This window comes from Micromonospora sp. WMMD1274, assembly GCF_049179035.1.
Taxonomy (GTDB): domain Bacteria; phylum Actinomycetota; class Actinomycetes; order Mycobacteriales; family Micromonosporaceae; genus Micromonospora; species Micromonospora tulbaghiae.
Map to the genome: position 1 here is coordinate 153064 of NZ_JBMHMG010000001.1, position 25448 is coordinate 178511.

General features: G+C 68.3%; 17 protein-coding genes and 1 pseudogene. 3 read left to right on the top strand and 15 right to left on the bottom strand.

The window, feature by feature from the left end; all coding sequences use genetic code 11:
• Nucleotides 1–16: 16 nt before the first annotated feature.
• The 7 genes from ACN27D_RS00500 to ACN27D_RS00530 all read right to left on the bottom strand — a co-directional run bounded on the left by ACN27D_RS00500 (nt 17) and on the right by ACN27D_RS00530 (nt 9807).
• Nucleotides 17–3019, bottom strand: a complete 3003-nt coding sequence (locus ACN27D_RS00500) for an AAA family ATPase (RefSeq protein WP_421498227.1) — start codon at nt 3017–3019, stop codon at nt 17–19.
• Nucleotides 3016–4281: a metallophosphoesterase family protein gene (locus ACN27D_RS00505; protein ID WP_071098612.1), complete on the bottom strand. Its 1266-nt coding sequence runs from the start codon at nt 4279–4281 to the stop codon at nt 3016–3018. The genes ACN27D_RS00500 and ACN27D_RS00505 overlap by 4 nt, the downstream gene beginning before the upstream one ends.
• A 93-nt stretch (nt 4282–4374) precedes the next feature.
• Nucleotides 4375–5691: an AAA family ATPase gene (locus ACN27D_RS00510; RefSeq protein ID WP_071099063.1), complete on the bottom strand. Its 1317-nt coding sequence runs from the start codon at nt 5689–5691 to the stop codon at nt 4375–4377.
• Nucleotides 5688–7178, bottom strand: a complete 1491-nt coding sequence (locus tag ACN27D_RS00515) for a hypothetical protein (protein WP_046566794.1) — start codon at nt 7176–7178, stop codon at nt 5688–5690. Before ACN27D_RS00515 ends, ACN27D_RS00510 begins: the two co-directional genes overlap by 4 nt.
• Complete coding sequence (locus ACN27D_RS00520) at nt 7175–8290, bottom strand: hypothetical protein (protein WP_231605770.1); 1116 nt, start codon at nt 8288–8290, stop codon at nt 7175–7177. The genes ACN27D_RS00515 and ACN27D_RS00520 overlap by 4 nt, the downstream gene beginning before the upstream one ends.
• Nucleotides 8291–8326: 36 nt before the next feature.
• The gene (locus ACN27D_RS00525; RefSeq protein WP_046566883.1) at nt 8327–9133 is read right to left on the bottom strand and encodes a hypothetical protein; all 807 of its coding nucleotides are present in this window, start codon (nt 9131–9133) and stop codon (nt 8327–8329) included.
• 335 nt (nt 9134–9468) lie between these two features.
• On the bottom strand, nt 9469–9807 hold the full coding sequence (locus ACN27D_RS00530) for a hypothetical protein (protein ID WP_421501231.1): 339 nt from the start codon (nt 9805–9807) through the stop codon (nt 9469–9471).
• A gap of 63 nt (nt 9808–9870) precedes the next feature.
• Here ACN27D_RS00530 and ACN27D_RS00535 point away from each other — a divergent pair.
• A pseudogene (locus ACN27D_RS00535) lies at nt 9871–10023 on the top strand (heat-shock protein HtpX); the annotation flags it as partial.
• A 168-nt stretch (nt 10024–10191) separates the two neighbouring features.
• A complete protein-coding gene (locus ACN27D_RS00540) occupies nt 10192–10563 on the top strand; it encodes an ArsR/SmtB family transcription factor (protein ID WP_421501082.1) in 372 nt (123 codons plus the stop codon).
• A 232-nt stretch (nt 10564–10795) separates the two neighbouring features.
• Here the strand turns inward: ACN27D_RS00540 and ACN27D_RS00545 are convergent, their stop codons facing one another.
• The 6 genes from ACN27D_RS00545 to ACN27D_RS00570 form a co-directional block, all read right to left on the bottom strand.
• Entirely contained in the window at nt 10796–11794 is a 999-nt protein-coding gene (locus ACN27D_RS00545; RefSeq protein ID WP_421498228.1) for an alkylmercury lyase family protein, read from the bottom strand.
• 238 nt (nt 11795–12032) lie between these two features.
• A complete protein-coding gene (locus ACN27D_RS00550; protein WP_047891304.1) occupies nt 12033–12419 on the bottom strand; it encodes a hypothetical protein in 387 nt (128 codons plus the stop codon).
• Nucleotides 12416–12601, bottom strand: coding sequence for a hypothetical protein (locus ACN27D_RS00555; RefSeq protein ID WP_046566800.1), 186 nt, complete (start codon nt 12599–12601; stop codon nt 12416–12418). Before ACN27D_RS00555 ends, ACN27D_RS00550 begins: the two co-directional genes overlap by 4 nt.
• Nucleotides 12602–13203: 602 nt before the next feature.
• The gene (locus tag ACN27D_RS00560; RefSeq protein WP_421498229.1) at nt 13204–15942 is read right to left on the bottom strand and encodes a hypothetical protein; all 2739 of its coding nucleotides are present in this window, start codon (nt 15940–15942) and stop codon (nt 13204–13206) included.
• Complete coding sequence (locus tag ACN27D_RS00565; protein WP_421498230.1) at nt 15935–17353, bottom strand: hypothetical protein; 1419 nt, start codon at nt 17351–17353, stop codon at nt 15935–15937. Before ACN27D_RS00565 ends, ACN27D_RS00560 begins: the two co-directional genes overlap by 8 nt.
• Nucleotides 17354–17810: 457 nt before the next feature.
• Nucleotides 17811–18389: a hypothetical protein gene (locus ACN27D_RS00570; RefSeq protein WP_421498231.1), complete on the bottom strand. Its 579-nt coding sequence runs from the start codon at nt 18387–18389 to the stop codon at nt 17811–17813.
• Nucleotides 18390–18843: 454 nt separating this feature from the next.
• Between ACN27D_RS00570 and ACN27D_RS00575 the strand changes: the two genes are divergently transcribed.
• Nucleotides 18844–18999 (top strand): hypothetical protein, encoded by a 156-nt coding sequence (locus ACN27D_RS00575; RefSeq protein WP_421498232.1) that lies wholly within the window; start codon nt 18844–18846, stop codon nt 18997–18999.
• 184 nt (nt 19000–19183) lie between these two features.
• Here ACN27D_RS00575 and ACN27D_RS00580 read toward each other — a convergent pair whose 3' ends face one another.
• Nucleotides 19184–20779, bottom strand: a complete 1596-nt coding sequence (locus ACN27D_RS00580; RefSeq protein WP_421498233.1) for a GTPase domain-containing protein — start codon at nt 20777–20779, stop codon at nt 19184–19186.
• On the bottom strand, nt 20772–24509 hold the full coding sequence (locus ACN27D_RS00585; RefSeq protein ID WP_421498234.1) for a GTPase: 3738 nt from the start codon (nt 24507–24509) through the stop codon (nt 20772–20774). The genes ACN27D_RS00580 and ACN27D_RS00585 overlap by 8 nt, the downstream gene beginning before the upstream one ends.
• Nucleotides 24510–25448: the final 939 nt, after the last annotated feature.

Genomic DNA, 25448 nt, shown 5'->3' on the forward strand with positions numbered 1-25448 from the left:
TTGGCGCCCTGTCAGCCTATTCAAGCAGGCCACGACCAAGGTCATCGTTGATGATCCTCTCTCGTTCCGAGGCGTCGGCCCAGTGCGCGTGACTAGTTGTCAGGGACTTCTCCACGACTAGTACATGTTCAGCGTTCTCGGTGATGGAACGCATGTGGCTGATCACCGTGACCAGCCGGCCGGTTGTGCTGTGGTCGGTCAGCGTATTGAGGGCATCGCGCAGGAAGGTGGTGTCAAGGGTGCCGAAGCCCTCGTCGAGGAAGAGCGCTTCGACGTGGCCGGTCGCACGGCTGGCGAGTTCGACTACGGCGAGCGCCAGGGCGAGGCTGGCGAGAAAGGTTTCGCCGCCGGAGAGCGTCTTAACATCTCGGGCAGCCATGGTGTCCATATCGATGATCCGGAAGTCGGCCGCGAACCTGTAGCGGCCACCGGAGATCGAGAGCAGGATCTCGCTTGCCTGGCGAAGCAGCGCTTGGAGGCGCCGGCTGACAGCGTCAGCGATGAACTTGCCCTCGGCCAGCACTACCGACAGTTGCGCAAGAACATCGACTGTGCCAGCCGCAGCATCAATCCGCTCCTGCAACGCGTTCACCACGGGGAGTTCCTCCCGGGCGCGCTCGATCTGCCTTTTCAGGTTCTGGACCGTACCGTGGGCGGCAAGGTATTGCTGCTCGAGGTCTTCTTCGCCGGCGGCACCAGCCGTATGGCAGGCAAGGCCGATGGCCTCTCCGGCAGCCTTCTCGGCACGCTGCTGTTCGTCGATTTTTGCGGCGCAGATGCCGAGGAGTTCCTTTGCCTGAGCGAGAAGATCAGCAGCCCAGTGCGCCTGCGTGTCCAGGTCTACGTGCGCGGCGGGCGCGGCCGCCGGTTCTTCGAGTCCGAATGCCCCTGCGGCGTCGTTAACCCGCTGCGCCAGGGTCAAGAGCTTGTCTCGCAGCGTCGCCGCCGGCTTGGTGATCTTCTTGGCGTAGGTCGTCTCCAGCGCCGCGCTCCGCGAGCGCAGGCCGGCGAGCGCTTGTTCGGCGCCGGTCCGTCGGCCGGCCAGCTCCTGAAGGAGTCGCTGATGGGCTTCGGCTGCTGCCTTCTGTTGCTGGACTTCCGCGACGTCCAGGGGTGTGGCGAGAGTGAAGCGGGCGGGTAGGCGGCTGGCCGCCTCGTCGATCGATTGGCGCAAGGCGAGGTTGTCGCGTTCCTGCTCCTGATGGGCAGACATGCGCTTGGCGTGGGCCTCTGAGAGGGTGACGAATTCGGTTCTGGCGGCGGTCGCGGTATCGCGGGTGTCGTCGCGAATCTTTCCGGCGCGCTCGACGTCTTGCTGCGCTTTGGCAGCGTCATCGGTGACCAGTTTGAGGATCTGCTCGTCGGTTCCCGACAGGTCGGCGTCTCCAACGACTTCCTGGAGGCTGATCAGCGCTTCACTGAGCAGGCTCTCGGCTGTGGTCACGCTCTGCTGCGCGGCAGGCAGGTTGTCTCGTTCCAGGGTTTCCACCCGGGCGGCCGCTACGGCGGCCGCCCGACCCGTCTTCTCCGCCCGGACTCGGGCTTTCTTGTGGGCGTCGTCGGCGGCGGTGAGGTCGGGTGCGATCGGTGCCGTGAAGTCGGCAGGCAGGGGACGAGTACAGATGAGGCATGCCGCGCCGGGTTCGAGGTCCGCGGCGGCGTGCGCTGCGGCGTTCGCCTTCAGCAGCGCGCGGTGCGTTTGTTCGCTCTCGCTCCGGTTGTGCTCGGCCTCTTCTGCGATACCCGCCGCTTCTCTTGCCTTGGCTATGGCGGTGCCGAGAGCCTCTTCCGTCGTGGCGAGTTCTGCGCGTGCCTTCTCTAGGTCTGCGGCGGCTCCGCGCCAGATCCTCAGTCGTTCGACGGCCTTGTGCTGCCGATCCTGGGCTCGTTTGAACGCCGTTTCCGCGTCTGCATGCGTCTTGTTGGCCGCCGCGACGGCTGGCTTAAGATCGGCCAGGCTCTGTTGCACGCCTTGTAGCCGGAGCTGCTCGACGGCAAGGGCTGCGGCGTTCTCCGTAAACTGCCGGTGGCGTTTCCGCTGCTGGGGTAGCTGTTCGGCGAGGTATTTCAGAGTGTTGATCGTCGTGGCGGTGCCGGCCACATTCCCGCCGTACTGCTCGGCCTGTGTGAGCTGACCTTGCAGGAGGTCTTGCTCGATCTGCAGTTGGTGGGTCAGTTGGTTGATGTCGGCGCGCTGGCCGTTGAGCGTTTGAGCCTGCAACGCCAAGGCGTGTAGCTGGTCGGCGGCGCCGGCAGGAACTGCGGCCGCCAGGGATTCCTTCAGCTGGGTCAGCGTGCTGGCCGCCCCGGCGGCTCGTCGCTGTTCGGCACGCGCATCAGCGATGGCGGCCCGAGCATTCTGGAGATGTTCCAGGCCCTGCTGCTGCACGCTGTGCTGTTCGGCCGCGGCGGCCAGCGCCGCGGCCGGGTCGTCGAGGAACCTCCTGCGGTGCAGCTGGTACTCGTTGAGCCGGTCCTTGAGCCGCGCCTGAAGGGTTCGGGCGTGCTCGCGGACCTGGCCCAGTTGCTCGAGACCGAGGACGGAGTCGAGGACTTTGCCTCGGTCACGGTCGCTCATGCGCAGCAGTTCCTGGAAGCGGCCTTGGGGCAGGACCACGGCACGTAGAAAGGTGTCGCAGTCGAGCCCGACAATCCGCCGGATCTCTGCGGTGACCTGCCTGGCCCCGGTGGTTAGGGCGCCGGTGTCGAGGCAGGTCAGCCGGTGCACTGACGTGGCGGTGTGCCGGCTGACGGACCGTGATACCTGCCATCGGCGGCTGCCGACGGTGAACGTGAGTTCGACGGCGAGGGTGCCGTCACCGCCGTCGGCGATCAACGGGGATGCGGTGGCAGCGTAGGTGCATCGGTTGTAGAGGGCGTAGCAGATCGCTTCCAGAATCGTCGATTTCCCAGCGCCGGTGTCGCCGACTATCGCGATGAAGCGCTTATCGGTGAAGTCAATGGTCTGCTTCGCGGTGTACGTGCCCAGGCCGCAGAAGGTCAATGTCTGTGGTCTCATGCCGCCCCTCCGATGGTGGCCGTGCTGGTTGCCGGCAGCGGGAAGGCGATCTCGGGGTCGGCCGCCAGTAGCTGCTCTTCCGGCAGCTCGGGTGGTTCGTGTTCGCTGGCGTGCGGCAGCAGGGTGCTGAAAAGCTGAAGAACCTGTTGCGCCGAGACGCCTTGGACACCGCGGGTGGCGAGGTATTCGCTGAACAACGTCGTGGTGTCGACGTCGGTGGCGTCGTCGACAGGGGCGAGCAGTTCGAGCCTGCGGTCGGCGGCGTTCTCCCGTAGATCGGCGATGGTGGCCTCGGGCAGCAGGCCGCGGATCTGGCCGGCCAGGTTGTCGATGTGGTTTTCGGTGTTGACCGTGACCAGGCAGATGTCCGTGGTCACGGAGGCCGCCGTGGTGCGGATCTCGTCGAGCGTTCCGGTGATGTAGTGCAGCCGGCGGCCGCGCTTTAGCGGAATTCGTTCAAGGACGGCGCCTTGGCCGGGCTGCAGCGTCGCGACGACGACGCTCTTGTCCTCGCCGACCTCACCGAAGTCAAGCTGCAGGGGTGAGCCTGCGTAGCAGCCCGTTACGCTGGTGGTCGGCAGTGGCTGCGGTTTGTGGATGTGACCGAACGCCGCGTAGGTGACCACCGGCAGGTGCTGTGGATCGGTGGCGTAGAAGTCGCAGGTGTGGCTGGGGTTCTCGGTCCGCGACGGGATGGCGCCGGCGATGTACTGATGTGCGGCAAACACGCTCACGTCGCGGGACGCGTCGAACCCGTCTCTGAGCTCGCGCATGAGGCGCTGCTGCAAGCCGGCGATGTGTCCGGCGTAGGTGATGCGCCGCTGGCCGGGTTCGTCGAAGACGTTGACGATGCGGTTGGCGCTGATGAACGGCAGTGCGGCGACGTGAATCGCCTGCTCGCCGGCTGGTAACCGCAGGACTTCACCGACGGCGTTGTCGTGGCTGGTGACGAAGTGGATCGGCGCGGACCGGCTGAGCAGGTCGTGCAGCCAGTGCAGGTATGCAGCCGAGTCGTGGTTGCCGCAGACGACCACGACTGGAGCGATCTCGGCGAGGTTGTGCAGCGTGCTGGTGGCCAGTTTGAGCGAGTGCAGCGGTGGCCGCTGCATGTCGAACAAGTCACCCGTGTTGAGAATCAGGTCGGGGCGGGTGGCGGCAGCGATTTCGGTGATCTCGGCGAGCACCGCTTCGTGGTCGCTCGCCCGGGAGTGGCCATAGGTGGTACGTCCGAGGTGCCAGTCGGAGGTGTGCAGTACTTTCACGTGCGACCTCTTCGTCGTCAGTGGCTGCGATCGGTGGGAGGACCGGCATTGTGAACCCGACAAGGGCCGGCCAGAACGGTGCCAGGGGTGAGCTCAGAGGGCCCGGATGCGGTGGGCAATGAGATGTTCAAGCAGGGCCTGGTTGGCTTCCCAGCCGTTGGGAAAGCGCGGTTGCGTGTTAAAGGGCACGGGGTCGGCGGACGGGTGGGCGTCCAGCAGGTCGGAGATGCCGTCGCGGGCGACCACGATGCAGGCATGCCGGTGCCGTGAGGTCAGGACGCACAGCCGCCCGGATTCGAGGTGGAACGCCGTGGCGTCGCGGCGGCCGGACAGCGGATGTAGCACGATGACGATGTCGTACTCGCTGCCCTGCAGCCGGTTCGCGGTGTCGACGCGGATGTTCGGATAAGCGGTCTCGGCCAGCCCGCTTTTGATGGCAGCCATCTGGTCGCGGTGTGCCACACCGATCGCCACTCGGTCTGCCGTCACCCTGGCACCATCGGGGTGGCGTTCATCGCGGAGCATCGTGCCGCGCTCGAGAACACGCACAGCGAGCGCAACGACCGCGGCGACCGCTTCAGCGTCGGTGCGCACCGTGTGCCGGCGCGGCAGTTGGTAGAAGGCCCAGCCGTTGGCTGCGGCATGTTCGATCGCCCGGTCAGCGGGGCTATTGCCGAGGCTGCGGGTCGGCAGCCACATCTCCCGCGCGCCCTGTTCGGGCGCGGATTCGAAGGGTGCGAACGGATAGAAGGCGTCCGACACCGGGATCGCGGTGTGAGGGGCAAGCCGCCACGAGCGCGGCAGCTGCCGTTCCGGGATGTCCGGATTGTTAGCGAGCATGGCGGCCACCGCGCTCTGCAGCGGGCTCCAGGCCAGGCCGGTCCATCGGTCGACGTTGACGACGGAGAACGGGTCGAGTTGCCCAGGGTCGCCGACGAACGCAGCCCGTTCGAACGTCGAAGCGAGTCGCAACAGGGTGTCCGAACGCATCTGGTACGCCTCGTCGATGATCGCCCACGGCCCGCGCTCGGTGATGACGGGGTCGAGCCACTTCGCTGCGGTGGCAACCACGATGGCTGCCTGACGCAGATCGGGGAACCGGTTCGCAATCAGGATGTTGGAGGCGGCGAGGGTGGCCGGCACCGGGTAGCCGTAGGCGGTGTATCGGCCGACGGTGATCCCCGGATCCACGGCGGCGATCTTGGCGACGAGATCGTCGACTTGGGAGTTGGTTTGTGCGACGACGCGCACCTGGTCGCCGTGCCGGGCCAGGTGGTGAGCCATGTAGGTGACGGCGGTGCTCTTGCCAGCTCCGGGGGGTGAGTTGAGCACCACGCCAGGTTGCGGACCCTCGGTCAATAACCGAAGTACGTCGAGGACCGCGGTGGGCGGGACATAGGTGACGGTCATGACCACGGCTCCTGGGCATCCTGCTCCGTCGGCAGGTAAGGCTTGGGCGGGCCGCCATGAGTCCACGGGGTGTCCTCCTTGCGCGGCAGCGTCGGCGCCCGGCGGTAGTCGTCCTTGAAGAGGCTGTAGCACACGGAGTCCCCTACGGCGGGGACGGTGCCGGGCCGTGGTTCACGCCCGCTGCCCATGCCCTCGCGAAGTTCCAGCTCGACCATCACCGTGTCGCCGTCACGAGTCACCGAGACGACCGTGGTCTTCTGGTCCAGCAACTCAGGCCGGCGCAGACCGCTCTCGCCGGCGGCGAGGCTGATCGCGTCGGTGGTCGATACGGTGATCAGCGGCCGCAGGCTCCTGCCGACCCGCCGGTTCGGGACGGCGGCGATGACGGTACCGACGAACGCCTCACCGATCATCCGAGCCTCGGCCATCACCATCGGGTCGTCGAAGGCGCGCTCCGCGTCATACTGCTGCTGGGCCCGTTCCAACCAGTACAGGCGCCGGGCGGCGTACACCGCTGAGTCACGTTTGGGCTGCGCCCCAGGGCTGGTCGCGATCCAGTCGGCGGCCTGCGTGAAAGCGTCAAGGTCCCGTTCCCAGCGAACACCGACATGAGCACCGGCCGGAAGACTAGGGTCACGCAACAGGGTGATCGCCTGCCACATCCGATGCCAGGTGCCGTCGAGCTGCTTTCGCAACTCCTTGCGGATCTTGTCCTCGGCGATGCGCGACGCCGCCGGGCTCGCCGCCTGGTGGTAGGCGGCGAGCAGCGGCTCGAGGATGCCGTTGTCGAACGATGGATCCGTGGCAGGTCCGGCAGGCGGTACCTTCAACGGATTTTCGCAGGCACGCGCGGCATCCCGCCCGGTCATCCCGGGTGGCGGCGCGATCCAGCCGAGTACAGCGGGAAGATGCTGGTCCTCCTCGGTGCTCTGCCCGGTTGCCCAATGCAGGGTCAGCGCGTCGGTCGCCGCGACCAGCATGGCGGAGCCGGCGTATTCAGCACGGTCGGCGAGGAACGTCAGCCATTTGCCCATGACCGGGATGTTGCGTGGCACGGCCCACTCGCCTGTACTCCTTCGCAAGCGGGTGGAGCGCCCGAGGATCCGGATGAACTCGACGCCGGCACGGTTCGGCACCCAGACCTGCGGTGCGTCCGCGCACCGGTACTGCACGCCGGACGCGCCGGCGCGCACCGGAAGACGCCGGTTCGTGCGCGGCGTGATGTAGGCGGCGAAGATCTTGGCCAGCTCATAGGCGAAGGCAACCTGCTGGTCACGGTTCCGGGGCTGCGCAACCGTCAACAGCTCCGGTGTATCAGGGCTGGTGCCAATCATGACGGCGAGCGGGGCGTGGGCCTCGCCCGCCATCGCCAACGGCACGAACACCAGCGGCTCACTGCTCACATGCAGATGCCGGACAGTCGTCAGGCGCTGCGCCACCGCCTGGTCGCTGGCATGGGCGCGGGCCAGGGACGTCAGCAGGCTCACATCAAGCTCCCGAGCAACTCGTCCCGATACTGTTGGGCCCGCCGCAGCAACTCAGCTTGTTCGACCTGGTCCGGGCCAGGAAGGCGCGTACCGCGAGCCAGACCGACGACCTCACCGATCGTGTCCAGCGCCAGCTCCTCACGGACCTGCCGGCCGAGCACCGCCGTGGAACCTTGTTCCTCGGAGCGGCAGAACCGCGCCATCTCACAGGTGTCCAGGCACGACGGTGCGTAGCGTGCCGGCACCAGACGCAGGCCCGCCTTCAGCTCCTCGGCGGAGCGGGAACCGGCCGGGCCACGCAGAGCGAACGTCAACCCTGCCGGCAGGTTCGACAGAATCGTGTCGAGGTCATGCATCCGCATCAGCATCCGCCGGACCGCCGCGACCTGGTTCCGGACGTTGACCCGGGCCGCGAACGGCTTGTTGATAAAGTTCTGCGGGCACACGAAGATCGCCTCGTCCGCCACCAGGTCCTCGTCGAACCCGTGTGAACGAAGCAGTTCCCGAAGGGCGTAGACGTAGACCGCAGCCTGCAACTCTGCGCCTTCCACCGCGGCCGCAGGCGCCTGGCCGTCGATCACCGAGAACGACTTGACCTCGACGATGTAGAACTTCCCGCCCGACTTCACAGCCACCAGATCGGGCTCGAGGAAGACGTCGTAACCCGCGACCGTGATCTTCAAGTACGGGTGGTCGAACAGCGTCCCGCCATCCTGCGCCGAGCGGGCCACAGCGGTCAGCCGCTGAACCGTGTTGCGGTACCGGGCTAGCTTGCCCTCGTTGCCGCCGATGGTCTTCAAGTCCTCGTGTTCGGCTTCCGGAATGGATAGCCCGATGTCCTCCCGCAGCAACGTCAGCAGCTGCGCACCGCCACTCGCCTTGACCTGGGCTTCGAACTGGGCGCCTCGGGCAAGCACCATCCGCGACGGCTTGGCGTACATCGGGTGCCGGATGGCTCGGGCCAGCTCGTCCTTGTCGATACCGGCTGCATCCAGCAGATTCCGGCGGCCGCAGCCCGGGTTGCCGACAATCGACGAGATAGCCCTGGCGTCGAGGCTCTGTGGTTCAGTGTCCCCCCGCAGCGCGTCAAGACGCGCCGTCAGTTCTTTCACGTGCTCTTCCTTCGCGTGGGAAGTGCGGATTCAAGATCAGGTGTCGCTCGCAGCATGCGACGCCACCTTGAGAGCGGCGCCGAACAGCTGGTGAAGATCGTCGAGCTGGTCGACGGCGCGCCGGGCTGCCGCTTCGCGCTGCGACAGGTCTGCGTCACGATGAACTTCCAGCTCGGCCTGCGCCGCACGCCGCACGGCGTCCGGCCTCGTCGTGTCGAATGAGGTGGCACCGCCGGGGATGTTGGCGGCGAACTGCCACAACAGACGCCGGGCGGGCAGAGTCGCCCAGTCCGGGTGGCTCAGGTGCTCGGCGATACGGATCGCCGAGGTCAGAAAGTGAACCCTGGGACTCAGCGGCCCGACGATACGGGTGGAAAGCGGCCAGGTGGAGACAGCCAGGAGACCGCGGGCAGGCGAGAGCCGGTCAGCGGTCAGGGCCGCACACAAGTAGTACGGCCGAGCCCACGGCGCCGTCTTGAAGGATCTTTCCTCGTCTCGGCGAAGGCTCGTCAGCTGCTGCCCGTTCAAGGCTCCAGCGAAGACCGCCTGGTGCAGGGCGACGATGAGCTTCGGCGCCGCCGGGACGCCCAGGAACGTCAAGGCCTGGTGGACCTGGTCACGAATCGACAGCAGGCTCCCGGCGTCCTGCGGCTCGGTCCGCGGTTGCGAAGCCAGCTTTTCCGGTTCGATCGCCAGAAGCGCGTCATCCCACTGCACCTCCGCCTGACGAAGGTCGGATCGCAGACGCCGCGCCTCGGCCCGATCACCGGCCATCAGGGCACGACGCACGGCTGTGCGCAGCTCGTCGATGCGCGCCTCGAGATCGTCGAGAGATTCAGCCACGGACACACCGTAGCCGCTTCCACGCGTTCCAGCAAGTTCCAGTTTTCTCCAAGAGTCCGCCGTGGACGGAACATCGACTGGACCAGCAGAGCTTGCAACGAAGGCGACTCAGCCGATCAGCACTCCGCCACGCTCCATAGGAGGCACGCTGGACCCGGCTCGACGCTCCGATCCACGCTGCGCTCACGTGCGCTGTTCAGGCGCTGCTTCTCTGGTCGCCTGGCATTGCTGGCCTAGGTGACGTCATGCACTGATGAGGTGTGACTGGCCCGGACTTGGCAGCGAGCGGGCGAGGATTTCCGTGCCCGCGGCAGGAACACGCCTTCTAAGACGTCCTAGGAGGATAGGGTTCCTGGCCCGACCGTCGCTCCTCCTTCTTCGACTGCGGCCCCCATCCGTGTGCTGGCAGCGAGGGGCATGGCGAGGGCTGCGGCGGCATGGATCGCGAACACCGCGACGACGATCGTGGTGACCGGTAGGCGGCGTCGGGCGCCGGTGAGGACGAGTCGTCCGGTGACAGACAGAACGCCGAGCAGGCCGGCGGCGGTGGCGGCGAAGGTGGCCGGGTGGCCGCGGCTGATGAGGTAACCGACCACGGGGACGCCGATGGCGCTGGTGGCGGCACCGTGGGCGATCAGGGCGGCAACGAGGATCCAGAACCGGGGGTCGCGCATCACGGCACGCGCCGCAATGCGTCGCAGGGTGTGGTCCGGTCGCGCCACGGGGCTGGGTGCCCTGGCATGCGGCGGCCCGTCTTTCCCGGCAAGCGCTACGAGGACTGGAAGCGCGAAGACCCGGCCGGCAAGGGCGTCGAAGCGGTCCGCCCGATCGGCGACGAGATCCGCACCCGGGTGGAGAAGCTCCTCACCGGACTGGGCCCCACCGCCTGACCAACCCGCCGGCGCTGCCCGTTCGCCCGGTCACCCGTCGGGCGGGGGCCGACACTCGCTCATCCCGGCCGCTGACACGGCCGGGACAGGTGAACACGGCTCCCTGCCCGCAAACTGACGGTGACCGGGTACTGGTTCGACCGGCGTATCGATGGTGTTGGTGCAACGATGTACGGCGTGCCAACTGCGAAAACTGCTACACCTGCCGTCTCGCCGCTGGCCGGCGAGCCGATCAAGCGTGCCGATGCCGAGCGGCTCGCGGGAGTGCTGAAGGCATTCGCCGACCCGGCCCGGCTGCGACTGCTCAGTCTGATCCAGTCCGCCCCGGAGGGCGAGGCGTCCGTGAGTGACCTCACCGCGCCGCTCGGTCTCTCCCAGCCGACCGTGAGTCATCACCTTCGGATCCTCACCGAGGCCGGCCTGCTCGAACGCGAAAAGCGCGGCGTCTGGGCGTACTACCGGCTCGTGCCGTCCGCGATCGCGGCGATCGCCGACCTGCTGACGCCGCCCCGCAAGCGAGCGACGAAGAAGGCCCGCTGAGCGGCACCCGCGAAGGCCGGCGCCCAATCCTGCGGGTGCCGGCACGGGCGCCCGCTCTGGTCGCGGGTGCGTCGGCCACGCCGGCAAGGTCTTGCGTCATCCACGGTGCCGGGCTGGTCGGATCGGTGGCGACACCGTGGTTAGGAGTAGGGACACCAGTTTTTGCCCGTGGTCGGCCAGCCGGCGCCGCTGGCCGTGAGCCGCTTTAACGGTGGCGGTAGCCGACCGGGCGTCAGACCAAGCGGTGGTCGAGGGCGGTGTGGGGGGCGAGCAGCGGTTCGAAGATGTCGCGGCCGAGGGTGACGGCCTGGTCCTGGTCGAGAACCGTGGCGGCCAGGCTGGGGTGGGCGTTGATCCATGCCTGAGCGCTGGATGCGCTCGTGAAGAAGTTGATGGTGGAGCAGCAGGTGTCCACGGAGCGACGGGTGTCTCCGGTGGCCGCGTACACGATCACCGCTTCGGCCGGCTGGAAGGTGGCGGCACCGTTGGTGATGGTCACGCGGACCGGTTGGCCGGTGTGCGGATCGGCGGAGGTGATGGTCGCGTCGGTGCCGAGCATGAACGGCATGCCCAACGCGTCGATGGCGCACATCGCGTACACCTCGACATCGCCGAATGAAACCCGGTGCGGCGTCGGCGTTGGGGAGAACGGGTAGGCCGCGACCAGACGCCCGCCGCTGTCGAGGGCGACAAGGTCTTCCCGGGCAAGTTCCCGCAGCGCCTTCGCGGTGTCCAGGTCCGCCTCGCTGGCGGCAGCGCGGATGTCGGCATCAGTGGGGGCAGCTCCGGTGGCGGCGAAGTGATGCAGGATCGCTCGATGCACCTGCTGGAGGCTGTCGGGGAGCTGCTCGGCGCGGCGGGGCCGATCTGTCCCGATCGCATTGCCCGGCTGCTGGCAGCAATCGACCCGGCTCTGCTCCCTTGCGGTGGTAGCGGGTCCGGCGCCTATCGCCTGGCGCAGGGCAGCGCGGATGCGCTCGCCAGTGGGGATATCTAAGCGACAGGCCGCTGAACCGTCGCCGGTGGCGCCCATCACGTCCACGCCGTTGACCAGGATCGACGGAGACGGATAGTCGCCCACGACCTCGGTGACCCCCGTGATGGGCAGACCGACGTCGGCCAGGGCCGCGCGCAGCTCATGCCGAGCCGGCGCGAGGTTCGGACAGTCCGGCACCGAACGAAGCTCAACAGCCACCCGGCCCTCTGCGGTGCGATCTGCTGCCGCGGTCATCACAGCCCTCCTAACAAACGGCCCGGGTGGCATCACGCGTCGCCGACTGGCCGGCACGGCTCTACCCGTACCTGACTGAACCTTTCAGTCAGGGGAAGGTCAAGGCGCGACGATAGACGCCAGATGCGGATCGGGGGAACTTGCGTGATGCCGGAGATGGTGAGCCGGCCGCGTTGACCGGTGCACATCGGGTCTTGCTCGCCGTCGCGGTGGCGGTCCACGCCGTGTAGTACCTGGGTCAGATTGGGATGACCGGGCCGCCGCCGGCGATGCCGCCGTACAGGCCGGGCTGGCCGGTCAGCACGCTGCAGCCGAGGTCGATCGCGGCGAGCACTGCGGTGGCGGCGTCGACCCTGCCGACCGTGTCGAGGGTGACTGCGAGGGCCTCCCAGCTGTCCGGCGGTGGCGAGAGGATCTCGGCGATGGGGTGGTTGACGAGCAGCTGCAGGCGGTCCGTGTCGACGACCACCCGGGCGGCTTCGGCCACGCACAGTACCGGCAGCCCGAACACGCAGTTCTCTTCGTCGGCGACCTCGGCGATCACTTCACCGACGTCGATCGATCCTCGGGTGAAGGCGATGATCGCGGAGGCGTCGAGGACGACCCGGACGGCCGGTTCGGTCACGCGGCGCGGGCCGGCAGGCCGAGCTGCTCGCGAGCCTGGGCGTCGAGCTCCGCCGTCCACCGCTCCCGGGCCTCGTCCAGGCGGCGGCGCGCGCGAGCCTTCCCCTCGTCAGAGACGACGATGCCGGCGGCGGCGAGGATCTCCTCGCTGCGGGCGCCGGTGTTGGGGCTCCTGTCGGCCATGCCCGCAGGATACCCCGTGGTAGGCGCGGGAGTCACCAGCACGCCGCCGGCGCTGCTGCCGGGCGCTGGGGCTACTGGTGCTGGTGGGGCAGTTGAGCGTGGCACGCGAACGGCGGGAGCGCGACCTCGAGGAGAGGCGTACCCGGTCGCCAAACGCATGACGGACTCCGGCCCATGCCTGTTTCCCGGTTAGCATCCCGACGGGCCGGTCCTGCCCGCCCACCATCACCCACCGGCTTCAACGCCTCGGCCTCCAGCCCAGCAGCTACCGCGCTGCCGCCCCTGGTTCGCCTGGCCGGCGAGATGCCCCCGGCCGTCCTCGGCGACATCCTCCCAGTTAACCGGGCCGTTGCGGCGAGCTGGAGACAGCCCGGCGTTCGCGGAGGTGCTGCGAGAGCGAGTGGCGGGGGTACGGAATGGAGTTGCCAACGCTGTGTGGCGAGTCCTGTACTGACGGCGCCCTCCCCGCCTCTACCAGGTCCGCACCCGCACCGCGCCCAGATCGACGACCGGTGCCGGGCAGGACAGTGCTGAGCGACGCAGGGCTTCTGCGTCGCGGGCCGGCATACGCCGCTAATCCGGACCGGCGCCGCCGCGGCCGCCTACTCCGGTGGTCCCGCAGCGACGTCGATGCCGGCCCTGGCCAGTAGGGTCAGTGCCTCCGGGAAGGCGCGGTTGAGCGGGCCGTGGTTGATGCGGACGCGGCTAGCAAGTTCATTGTCCCGGGCGATGCGGGTGGCGTCGCCGAGCACCGTGAGCCGGTAGTGCCACCATCGCACCGCTCCGTCGCGCTGCTCTACCCGGATCAGGTCATCTGCGGCCCGGGCGGCGATCGCCCATCTGCCGTTCGCGCCGGTGGCCCACACGGCGACGACGCCGGCGCCGTCGATGGCATCGAGAGCCTCGGCGGCCGCGTGGAACGGGTTGGTGAAGGTGCCGCCGACGTGGAGTGCGGTGTCAGCGTGCCGGTTCACCCGCCAGGCCGGCCGGCGGTCCTCCAGTTTGTCGATGGCGGTGGCGAGCGGGTCGTCGTCGACGATCATCGCCGCGGTGCGCATGACGTCGTCCGGGTCGATGGGGAAGCCGCGGCTGTTGCTTATGGCCTCCGCGTAGTCAGCCACGAGGGTGGCGTCGGCGGCGACCACGAGGTGCGCGGCCCGTTCGGCGGCCTCCTCGTAGCGCAGGTACTCGGCGGGGCGGCCCGCCGTGGGTAGGTGGTCGCGGATGAGGTAGAGAGCGACGGCGGCCAGGCTCGCGACGTTGGCCTCGATGGCCGCTGGCATGTCGTCCAGGTCGAGCGTCTCGACCACCTGGGCGAGCACGGTGATCCACCCCTGCTCACCGTGCGGCGTCTCCCAGGCGCCCAGTTCGACGCCGACGAGCACGAGCGTCCCGACCGCCAACCGGTCGATGGCGGGCAGGTGGGCGAGGTCGACGCGAACGGCACGGGTGAGCGCGCGGCCGACGCGGCGCAGCTCGTGCAGCGCTCGCTCGTCGTTGTCGTCGTTCGGGTCGCTCTCGTCGTCCGCGTTGCGGGAGCCGCCGAGCTCGGCGTTCTGCCCGGTCGAGGGGTCGATGTCGTCGTTGACGGTGTTCGCGTCGTCTCCGTCGAGTCCGGCGGCGCGTTCGTCGCTGAGGAGGTCGGTCGGCTGGAGCAGGTCGCTGCCGTAGCTCGTGCTGGTGGCGGAGAGGGCCGCAAACCCGCCGAGTGAGAAGTGGAACATGGCTGTGCCGAGCCGGCTTTTGGCGTCGTCGCTGTAGCGCAGCCAGTCCTCGGGGTCGGTGTCGAGCCTCGGCGTGCCGGTGGCTGTCTCCGACTCGCCGGTGGGCCCGCTGGTGCCGCCTGCGGCGGGTAGGGCGATGCTGGCGCGGGCGGCGGCGAGCTGCTGGACCCCGTGGAGCCACCGTTCGGCCAGGCGCGCGTCGGCGAGGATCTCGATCGGTCCCTGGGAGCCTCCCCGCGGCTCGTCGCTCACCCGGAACATGGTCCGTTCGGGATCGGTGACGAACACCAGGTTTCCGTCGCGCGTGACGCCGTGTTCGGTCCATGCCGTCCGCACCCGGGATCCGCCGGGCAGGTCGACGCCGGCGATGAGGTGTTGGACGGCGCCTTCGGGGACGGCACCGACGTCGGCCCAGGTGTCGAAATCGGTGTGGGCGGAGGCCACGATCCGTACCGGGCGGGGTGTGGGGTGCGCGAACGTGAGGTGCAGTCCGCCGGCGGCGCGGGTCGCCGCGAGGAGCGTGGCCCTGGTGGCCGTGTCGACGTGGTTGGTCGTGCTGATCCGGACGGCGGGCACCTCGTCGAGGCGGATCGGCACACCGCCGGGAAACAGCGGTGCGGAGGGCCGGGCAAGAACGGCGAGCTCGACGTTTCCGCCGTCGGCGACGGGCTTGAGCAAAGCTGCCGAGGACAGGTTGGGGCTGCCGGTGAGCGTCCAGCATGCGCCGTCGTAGCCGATGGCTTCGACGAGCTTGCCGTGTCGGTAGGAGCGGTGCCGGTCCTCTACCACCTCGAGGTCGATGCCGAGGTCGCCGATCACACGGGCTATCGCCTCGGGTTGCACGACGGTCCGGTGCCCGGATTGCACGGCGAGCGTGACACGTGCCGGGGCCAGACGCAGCGTCAGCTCCTGGATTGCCTCGGCGCGCGCGTCGTGAAACGGCGCATAGAGCCGGAGGCACTCCACGGGCGTGACCGGAAGCTGGTCGATGATGGGAGCGTCGGAGGTGTGCACCAGCCGGTGGCCCGTGTCAACGACCTGGCCTCCGCTCAAGGCTTCGAGGGCGGCGGCGGTGCGACCCATCGCGTCGGCGGCGGGCGGGCTGATCGCGCAGAGCCGGGCGACGCTCCGCAGCCATTCCGCCGCGTCGACGACCAGCCGGGGACACCTGTCCCGATCCGCGGCGGCGATCGTCCAGGTCTCGGCGTTGAGGTGCCAGCCGCCGACCGAAAGGTTGCCCGAGCCGACGGCCACCAGCGCTCGCGCGGGCCCCACGATGACGGTGAGCTTGGGGTGGAAGGCCCTCCCCGCGGTTGGGGGTACGGCGAGGCCGTGCACGTAGCGGGTGCCGGCGTTTCGGGCGGCGCGCGGGTCCGGGTTGGACATGCGCAGATCGCCGACGACCGTGACGCGGGCACCGGTCGCCTGGGTGACGCCCAGCACGGCACGCTCGAAGAAGCCTAGGTCGGCGTTGAAGGTGCAGAAGAGCGCCTCACGGGCCTGCCGATCGGCGTGTTTCTCCTCGGCAAAGATGTACGGCAGAGGCGACGGCACTGTCACGACGTCGCCGGCGTTCTGGTAGTCGCCGCCGCCGACGTCGAAGGCCTGGTCAGGCAATGAGGTCACCCCGGTCACCGATCCCCCACACGTCGTCGGTGCGGGCGAGCAGGCCCATGCCGGCGAGGATGCCGGCCAGCTGGTCCCACCGCAGCGAGGCGGAACCCGCGGTCTCGTCGGAGTCGCGGAACAGCAGGTCATCGCGCAGATGCACCCGGGTGGGAATCTTGAGAACGCCCTTTCGGGGATCGAGGCGGGCCTTGGCCAGCGCGAGCCGCTGCGACCGGTCGACCATCGTGTCGGTGAGCCATCGGGCGAAGTCGCGCAGTGACCTGTCGTGCCATCGGTCAAGCTGGTCGGCCAACCACCGCGGCGCCAGCTGCTCGTAGCGGTCCTGTGCCTCGTGTCCCTCGAAGCCGTGCAGCTCCCGACCGGCCAGCTCACGCACACGGCGAGCGCCGAGGGCCAGCACGCTGAGGTCGCGCACGGGAGTCTCCAGGCCCAACAGCCCCGGATCTTGCTCGGCGGGCACCGGCCGTCCCGTGCTGTCCATGGTTCGTGGCAACCCATCCCGGAACGCTCCCACGGTGCTGTCGGGTAGCAGGTCCGCGAGGTGTGCGGCCAGCTCCGCGCGGGGCGTGAGCCCTTGGATGCCGTTGACAAGCCAGGCCCAGAGGCTCCGCCACGCCGTGACGGAGTAGTTGCGCAGGATGAGGCCCCGCCACTCGTCGGACAGCTCCAATGCGGACAGCACCGGGTCGCTCATCGCCTCCGGCTCGTATGCAAGAAATCGCGACACGTCACGGGTTACCCGGCGGACCTCCGTCAGCTGAATGACGCGGGCGATCATGCGCAGCGTCTGCCGGCGGACACCGGCCCGCGTCGCGGGCGTCTCGGCGTCCGAGGCGGCGAACAGTCGGGCGAGCCAAGCGCCGTCCGCGCTGGTGGCCGAATGGCAGATGCACAGCGACTCGTAGGCGTCGAGCGTCGCGTCGTCGAGCGTCCGCCTGCTGACCAGGTCGAGCACGTCGCCGAGCCCCTGAGCGACAGCGCCGGTATCCAGCTGGTCACCGGGACCGATGTCGTCGGCTCTGGTCACGATTCGAAGCAGAACCTCGGAGCCCCGGTACGCCGGCCAGAAACCCCAATTCGGCTTGGCGTAGACACCCGGCGCGGCCAACTCCGCCACATCCACGCCGCCGTCGGACGCCCGCCTCAGGATCTCGTCGTATCCGTGTGGTCGGGACAGCGCCTCGTGGGCGAAGCCGGCGGCGCGGTAGTGACGCGCCGACACCGCCCCAACGACGACCTCAGCCCGGCGCAACAGGCTCTGTGCCGCGCTGCGGGGCAAGCCCCGCCTCTGCGCCTCCGCGGAGATCAGGCCGTGAAGCGCGTAGTAGCGGGCGTTGAGAGTAACCGTCGTGACCCCGGGGACAAGCCGATCTACAACGTTCATGGTGAACCGCTCCACCGACAGCGGAAACCGGCCCGCGTAGGTCCTTGATCCTGAAGACGACCACCCAGGACCAGTCACCACGGCCGCCAGTCTGCCGCCGGCTCCGACTCGGCGCAAGCACGGACGAGCGTCGAGGTGATAGCCAGGGTGACGAGGTTGCAGACAGTCTCTCCGGCTGGCCGACGTCGACGCCGTCTATCCCGCGGGCCAGCTCGTCGGGTGGCCTCGGCACCGGCCCTCGTCATCGCGCCATGGACTGCGGGAGGTATCCACCCTGGGGACATCTCAGTCAGAAGCGGCAAGCCGCCTGTGGCCTCGTCCTCCGGCGCTCCAAATCACTGATCTTCGGGCAGATGACACGATCATCGGGGCGCAACGCTCCATAGGTGCATGAGACCATGGGCGCAGCGCTCTTGCCCTCATGGGACAAAAGGTCGTTGAGCGCCATACTCGCTGCAGAGACATCCGCCTCTTAGCCCCAGATCGCTATGGCCGGCCCTGGACCGAACAGTTGGTCCTCGATGAGGCGGATCTCCTTGATCCTGCTTCCCTTATCCAGCTCGAAGGTGAGCCAGCCGCGAACGCAGTCTTTCGGCAGGACTGTGGCGGAGTAAGGCAGGGCAGGCTGCCGCGGTTCGGGAGTGATGTCGGCGGGCTGTAGTTGGTAGTCGTCGGTGGTCTTGAGCTGCCAGGAGCTCCAACTCGGGGTTGGCAGGCTCTCCCCCGTGGTGGCGTTGCAGATCTTCACATCGGTCGGCACCCACACTTTGCCCTTGTCGGGCTCAGAGTCGGCCTGTCCGTCAAATTTGGCCGAGTAGACGGTTACTTTCCAACCAGCGCCGGTGAATGTCTGGCCGATCTTGAGCCGGGCCGGGCCCTGGTCCTCAGTCGGGGATGGCGACCTGTCCGCAGCGGTCGGGGTTCTCGTGGCAGGCGCGGCCGAACTGGTCTGCGAAACTGGACCCCGGGGTGCTGGTGTATCGGCGCTGTTGCCGCAACCGGCAAGGAGGACCGCTGCCGTGGCGACGGCAGAAAGTGAGCATGCCTTCATGACCCGTAACCTACCGTCCCTTGTGGGTGTCGCAGTGAACGCCTCAAGAGGACATCTAATCCGCATAGCGATTGGGTTCAGGTGCGGTGGTGCCGACCGTGAGTTTGGTTCTCTGATCGTGACGTGGCCGTGAATAGGCGTGGATATCGGTCGGACTTGTCGGATGAGCTGTGGGCGTTGATCGAGCCGGCTGACGGCATGGCGGGCGGCGTCGGCGCGATCCTGTATGCGGCTCGAGCGGGGGATCGCCTGGGAGCCCTTGCCGCATGACTTCCGCCGGCGAGTCCAGCCAGGGCATCGAGGCGGCGAAGAAGATTAAGGGGCGCAAGCGGCACGTTGCTACCGACACCCTCGGCTTGCTGCTGCGCTGATTGCCACCGCCGCATAGGTGCAGGTGCAGGACTCCATCGCTGGCCGGCGCCTGCTCGACACCCTTTCGGCGGACCATCCGCCCGTGGTCACGGCGTCGCTCGACCACGGCTACAACACCGTCGTGCGGACGAACGGCGCCCGGCTCTGCATCGACGTCGAGTGGGTACGCCGCCACGCCGGGAAGGGCTTCCACGTTCATCCCACCGGTGGGTCCTGGAACGAACCTTCGGCGGGCTGATGCAGCACGGTGACTCGTGTGTGACTACAAACCCTCCCTCGACGCCCCTGCGACGATGATCCGTTGGGCGAGCCGACGCTGGTCGCTGGTGAAGTACCTCCGGTGGTGCCGTGGCAAACCAAGGGCGACCCGGGGAGGAGAATAGCCATGACGGGACGAGACAGACGATCAGCAGCCCGCTTGCTTACGCCCCTGTCTCGCGCAGCGGCCTTGCAGCCGCTCGAGAGAGACCCTCGCCTTCCACGATGGCTTCTTGCAGTTGCCTCACGAGTTGGCGCAGGCTCGCGTCGAGGTCGACCTGGTCTTTCGTCTGGGCGACGATCTCGTCGCGTACGTCGTCGACGAACGGCTGCCAGGTGTCGCGGGCGAGCCGCATGCATTCGGCGATGACCTGTTGACGCATCTCGGCCGCGGCCTTGTCCTGGTTCAGGCGCGTGCGATTCGCGAGGTGTTGGTCGACGAACTTCGTCAGGTAGACGGTGAGTGGGAGCGCGGCTTCGACGGTGCCGAGGTACGGCTTCACCTTCTCGGCCATCTTTAACGTCTTGGTCTGCTTGCCGGCGGTCTGTCCGACGTCCTTGGTCATGGTCTTCAGCACGCCGAGCAGCATGCCCCCGATGTTCTTGGTGTGTTCCGAGATCTGACCGGGCCCGTCCGGGGCGGTGGCGGCGTTCTCCCCGGACTTGAGTGTCCCGACCAGCGAAGCGAAGCCGGCCCAGGTGGGGAGGGCGCGGTCTCGCTCCTTGCCCTTGCGGATCGACTGCCGCAACCGATCTAGGTGGCCCTCATTCTTGGCGAACCACTCGCCGACCGTGCGCTGCAGGTCGTCGGCGGCGGAGCCGGACTCCCACGACCGCCGCAGCACCTCGTCGATGAGACCTTCGAGGCCGGCCTGAGCGGCCCGGTCGAGGTTGCCGAGCCGCCTCTCCCATTGGCCGCGGCGATCGACGCCGTGGGCCGCCACCCTGGCCTGTTCCGCGTAGTCCGCCAGTTGCCCGCGCAGTACGGACAAGGTCTCGTCCAGCACCGCTGACCAGTACCGTTGCCCGGCCGCATGCCGCCACTCCGGCAGGGCCGACGGGGACACCGCCCCGAAAGCGTTCGTGAGGTCCTGCATGCCGTCCCAGTCCCGGAACTCGTCCCAGGTGTCGCGGCCGAGATCGGTCACCGGCCCGGCGGTCTGGAACGGGTCCTGCGAGACGACGAAGACCGGCACCCGATCGTCCAGGCCGAACAGGTCCCGCAACTCGCGGACCTTGCGGTCACCGAGTTCCCGGTACCCCGCCGGGTCGTACTCCGGGTTCCCGAAGGCCTCGTCGAACCGGGAGATGACGAACCACATCGTCCCGGCCGGCCAGCCCCGCGTGAACAGCCTCCGGAGCACGTCACGTTCGGCGGTCACCAGCTGCGGGGTCAGCACCGCGATGCCGACGTCGGTGAGCCCGACCGCGGCCATCGCGCGGGAGCTGTTCTGTTCGCGGACGCCCGACGCGCCGACGTCGAATCCGGGGGTGTCGCGGACGATGCACGTACCCAACTCGACCTCGTTGACCTCGAAGGTCTCGTGACGTGCGCTGATCGTCAGCCAGCCGGGAACGTCGCGGCCCGAGTCGACGAGCAAGCGGCGCAGCAGGGAGCTCTTGCCGGTGTCGTAGGAGCCGAAGAGGGTCACCACCGGTTGGTCCCGCTCCTGGAAGGCGTCCCAGTCGTCGGCGTACCGCCCGGGCGATCCACCGGGAAGCCGCCCCAGCCAGTCGCGCACCGCGTCAATGTCAACCACTGTAATCCGTTCCTTCCATTTCTTCCGCGGCCACGATCAGGGCATCGGCCACCTCGACACGTACCTTTGCCGATTCCATCTGCTCGACGATCGACGATTCCCGGGCGAGGTGTTCGTCGAGCAGCGCTTCGAGGTCCCCCGTCCGCTGCTCGAGGTAGGCGACGTGACCTCCCCACTGCTCATCGCGCATGATCAGATCGACGATCAGCGCGGCCGTCTCGTCGATCTTCTGCCACGCCAACTCCTGCCGCTCCCGGTGCTGGCCGGCCTTCTGGGCGTCGGTGGCCATCTCCGCGATGTCCACGGCGGAGGCGATGGCCCCGAGGACGAGCCCGACCCGGGCGACGTTGGCGCCGCCCTTGACCGCGCCCCACGGTTTGAACTTGTAGTTGAACTGCTTCAGGACCGTGTAGAACGCGTCCCGGTTTCCGAGGGCTTTCGCGAGCGGCGCAACGGCTCCTGCGACACTGCCGGCGCCCGCGACGATTTCCTCGTACCAGGCGGTTCCCTGGGCCTGGAACTCTGCCGCGGGCTCGGGCGCCACCTGGAGTTCGGCAGCGCGAATCTCGCGACTGATCGTCGGGAGGTGATCGCCATGCCACTCGGCCAACCGGCGTGCCGCGTCGTCGCGGTAGCGTTCAAGATCAGCCTCGACCTGCGGTGTCTTCCACCAGGACTCGACGAGGCTCGTCATCTTCTGGGCGTCCTTGCGGTCGAGGTCCGCGACCGCGGATTTCGCCGGCACCGCGTGGCGGTCCACCATGCGCCGGGCGTCCTCGCGCAGTGAGCTCTCGACAATCATGGCGTCGCGCACCGCGTCCCGGAGGCTGGCGATCAGCGGATCCAGGTGGCTCAGTGCCTTCTCGCCTTCGGCCAGCACCTGGTGCAGGGTGTGCCGGTGACGCTTAAGGGCAGTGACCGCCGCGTCGAGGGCGGCCGAGCACGTCGCGTCGGCCAGCCGCTCGTCGGAGAGGCCGGACAGGGCGCTCGTCAGTGCGGCCACCCCGTCCCACAGCCGATGCTCGTCGAAGTCTGCGGGCTGGGCCGTTGCCGCCCCACCGACCAGGCCGAACGGATCCCCGGACAGGCAGTGGATCCGGTCGAGCTCCACGTCGGCGCCACGCGCGGCGAGGGCCGCGCGTAGCTCCCCGCGTTTGCGGTTCTGCAGACGGAGGAAGTCATCGGGTGCGGTCAGCGGATCGACGCCCAGCTCGTCGCACCGGTTGATGAGAAACACCATCCGCCCGCCCTTGGCGGCGGTCATCTCCGTGCCGCGCAGGAGCTCCTCCAGCATCGAGGTGTTGCCGACCAGCAGGTTGACGTGGACGACGACGAGCACGAGAGCGCCCTCGGTGATGGCCTCGAGCGCGGTGGCGTCGTGCTCGTCGTGTCCGCTCTGCAGGCCGGGCGTGTCCACGAGATCGAACCCCGGGAACCGGTAGCGGCTCGCGGCCGTGGTTGCCGGCAGCGCCCGGGTGTCGAACGCGGTGTCCGGCCGCAGGCCACCGTCCACCATGATCCGGTGGACCAGCGACGACTTACCCGAGTTGTAGTCACCCAGCACGGCGAAGGACGGCCGCGCCCCGCGGACGCGCCAGAAGGCTCGGACGACGTCGGCCAGCGCCGGGTCACGCCCGGCCGCGTCCTCAAGGTCGTGGCGCCAGGAGTAGATCTGCGCCGGCGTCGGTGACCGCCACGCCGCGGTCACGGCGTGTGCAAGCCGCGTGCGGTCCGCCTCCTGGCGACTCGCGTACGCCTCGCGCACCGCCTCGCTGATCCGCACCGGCTGGTGGTCGACGCCGGACTCCAGCCAGTCCTCGCCCAGCAACGCCCGGTTCACCTCGGCCGGGGTTTCCCCCATCCGGCGCTGTGCCCGCCGCAGGACGTCGGTCACCGCCGGCGTGGGCCGAACCGCGTCGGCGTAGGTCCGCAGGCTGTCGAGTAGCCGCGTGATTCGGGCGCGCGCCATCCGACGCTCGATCGCGGCGCTCAGCGACTCACCGACCGTGGGCCCCAGCGACGTCCACGCGGCTCTGCGGCTGTCCTGGACGAGTGCGTCCTCGTAGGCGACGAACGTCCGGTCCACCGCCCGATGGCCTTCGGCGATGGCGTCGGCCTTTGCCTTCCGGGTCTGCTCCGCGCCCTCCTCGCTCGCCTTCTTACCGAAGTACTTCCCGACCTGCGTGACGATGCCGATGCCGGCGAACGTGGTGGCGAGCACCCAGCCTGCGGGGTTCCAGATGAGCGGCAGCGCAAGGGCGCCGAGACCCACCGCGATGCTCGTGCCCTGGGCGGCGTCACCCGCCAAGCTGCCGCCCTTGTCACCGGCGATCGTCGCGGCGTGCACCGCGGCCGGCCCGCTCGCAGCGGGCTCGTCGTCCACCGCGATCTCCAGCTCACGCTGCAGGAACACCTGCCGATCCGCCCACACGGCCTGCGCCGCGGTGGTCATGGCTCCTTCGTCATACGTGGCCGCCCGAAACTCGGGCTCGCCGAACGCCTTGCGTTCGGCGAAGGCCCGCTGGATCGCGTCGTCTACGTTGACCTTCGCCTGCCGATGGCAGCCCGCCAGGTGCGACGCGGCGAGATGCCGGACGAAACGGTCCAGCGACCCCTTGGGCGGCGAGGTGTACGGGCCGCCCCGCGCCTGCTCGGACAGATCGACCAGGTCTCCGCTGAGCGCCGCGTCGTGCAGCCACTGGGCACGTTCGGCGTCCTCCGGATAGCCCAGCACGGCGAACAGCGACTCGACCCGCCGCTCCAGGGACTCCGCCTCCCGCTCGAGTTCGGCCGCCAGGTCTTCGAGCTCGCCGATCCCGCGGCGGCACCGTGACCGGATGTCCTCGCGCAGCGCGGTCAGCCGCAGATCGGCGCCGCCCTCCGCGATCGAGGCGGTGATAAGGCGCTCCAGCTCGGGAAAGTTTGACCAGCGGTCGAGGTAGTCCGTACCGAAACGCTCCCGTTCGTTGTGGAAGTCCTCCGGGAACGGACTGCGGAACGGGGTCGCGGCGCGCGCGTACAGGGCCCGCTGGCTCTGGATCGCGACGACCGGGACGTCGAACAACCCGATCTGGGCGAGCTGGGTCCGGATGTTGTCGGCGTGCTGGCGAACCGTCTCGGACAGATGCCGGCGGCCGGACTCCCGGACCACCGCCGGGTGATGCCAGCGCCGGTTGCGGGAGTTGAGGACGGCCACCACCGGCTTTCCCCGGTCGAGGACCCAGGCGGCGATCTTCTCGAACTCCATCGCCTGCTGGGACTGGCTGTCGAAGCACAGGAGCACGATGTCGGCGATCTCAACCGCCGCACGGGCCCGGGCTTCGAGTACATCACGACTCTCGGAGGCGCCCCAGCCGTTGATCCCGGGTGTGTCGAACAGCCGGCAGTCCCGCCACCCGACATGGCGCACCTCGGTGGTGAAATCGTTGTCACCGGGCGAGACGTACGCCCCGTCGAGCCGGCCGAACACCGACAGCAGGGTGCTCTTCCCGGTGCCGGTCCGCCCGAAGAACGCGATGTTGAATGTGCCGAGCGACTCCCGCTCACGGTCAAGGTGACGCCGCAGCTCCGCCGGAAACCCCTGGACGAACTCTTCCAGCCGAGCGATCGAGCCCGGGCCCTGGCCTTGAGTGAAGGCGGCGACCAGGTCGTCCGTGATGTCGTCCAGGTGCATCAGTTCCGCGCGTCCCTGCTCGACGGCCGACCGAACGGCCTCCTCGAATGACCGCACCTCTAGAGTCAACTCATCATCACTTTCGCTGCCTGACGGGCCACCGCTCGAATGCACCCTCAACTTGCCGGCGACCACACACCGAGAAGTTGTCTACGGGATGCGTGGCGATCTTGTCCAGCGTGCAGCTGAGATCAAAGCCCGTCTGCCGGGGGGAGAGTTCCAATGCTTCACCTGATCAGGTGCAGCGGTGCCGGCCAAGCGATGATCGGGTACTGCTCGACCGGGTCGGAAACGGCTGCGTCGGTGGCCGCGTCTCGTCCGCGGACGGGGACGCGGATTCGGTAGGCCCCAGGCCCGGCGGCGGTCAGGGTCGGGATCCGGTCGGGTCCACCACTGCAGCGCAAGGCCACTGGGATCTTCGCCGCAGGGAGAACGATGTTCACGAGCAGCGGCACGACCCCAGTACCGAGATCCGGACGCCGCACGAAGGGCAGAACGCCGTCCCTCGTGTGGCAACCTCGGGTGGCGCTTGTTTTGTCAGGGATGGCGGAGCTCCATCGGATTTCGCCTTACGGGGCGAAGCCGCTTGCTGTAGCGCTTTGCGGGTTTTCGGACCGATTCGCCCTTTCTTGGTCTTAGCGCGGCGCCGTTTGACAGCCAGGCTCTCGGTACCAGGTATCGAGATACCAGGCGGCGGAAGAATGCTCCTCACCAGGTCGGTCGATACATTCGACCATCCCATGTTGCGGAGGTGACGCGAGATCTCCCAGGTGGCCCACAACGGCCGGCGCGCATGAATTATAAAAACCGCCCGGCGAATTTCCTCGAGAGGAGGGCGAACCTCAACAGGTCTGGGTGTCGCAGCGACCACTATCTCCTTGCGGGGCTGCGGGATGCGCTTGATTCGGGATTGTACCCGACGTACGGCAAGAGAAATTTCTTTCGATGTCAGGCGAGCCCAACCGTCGCCCTTGCGGTGAAGAATTTTTTGCACGG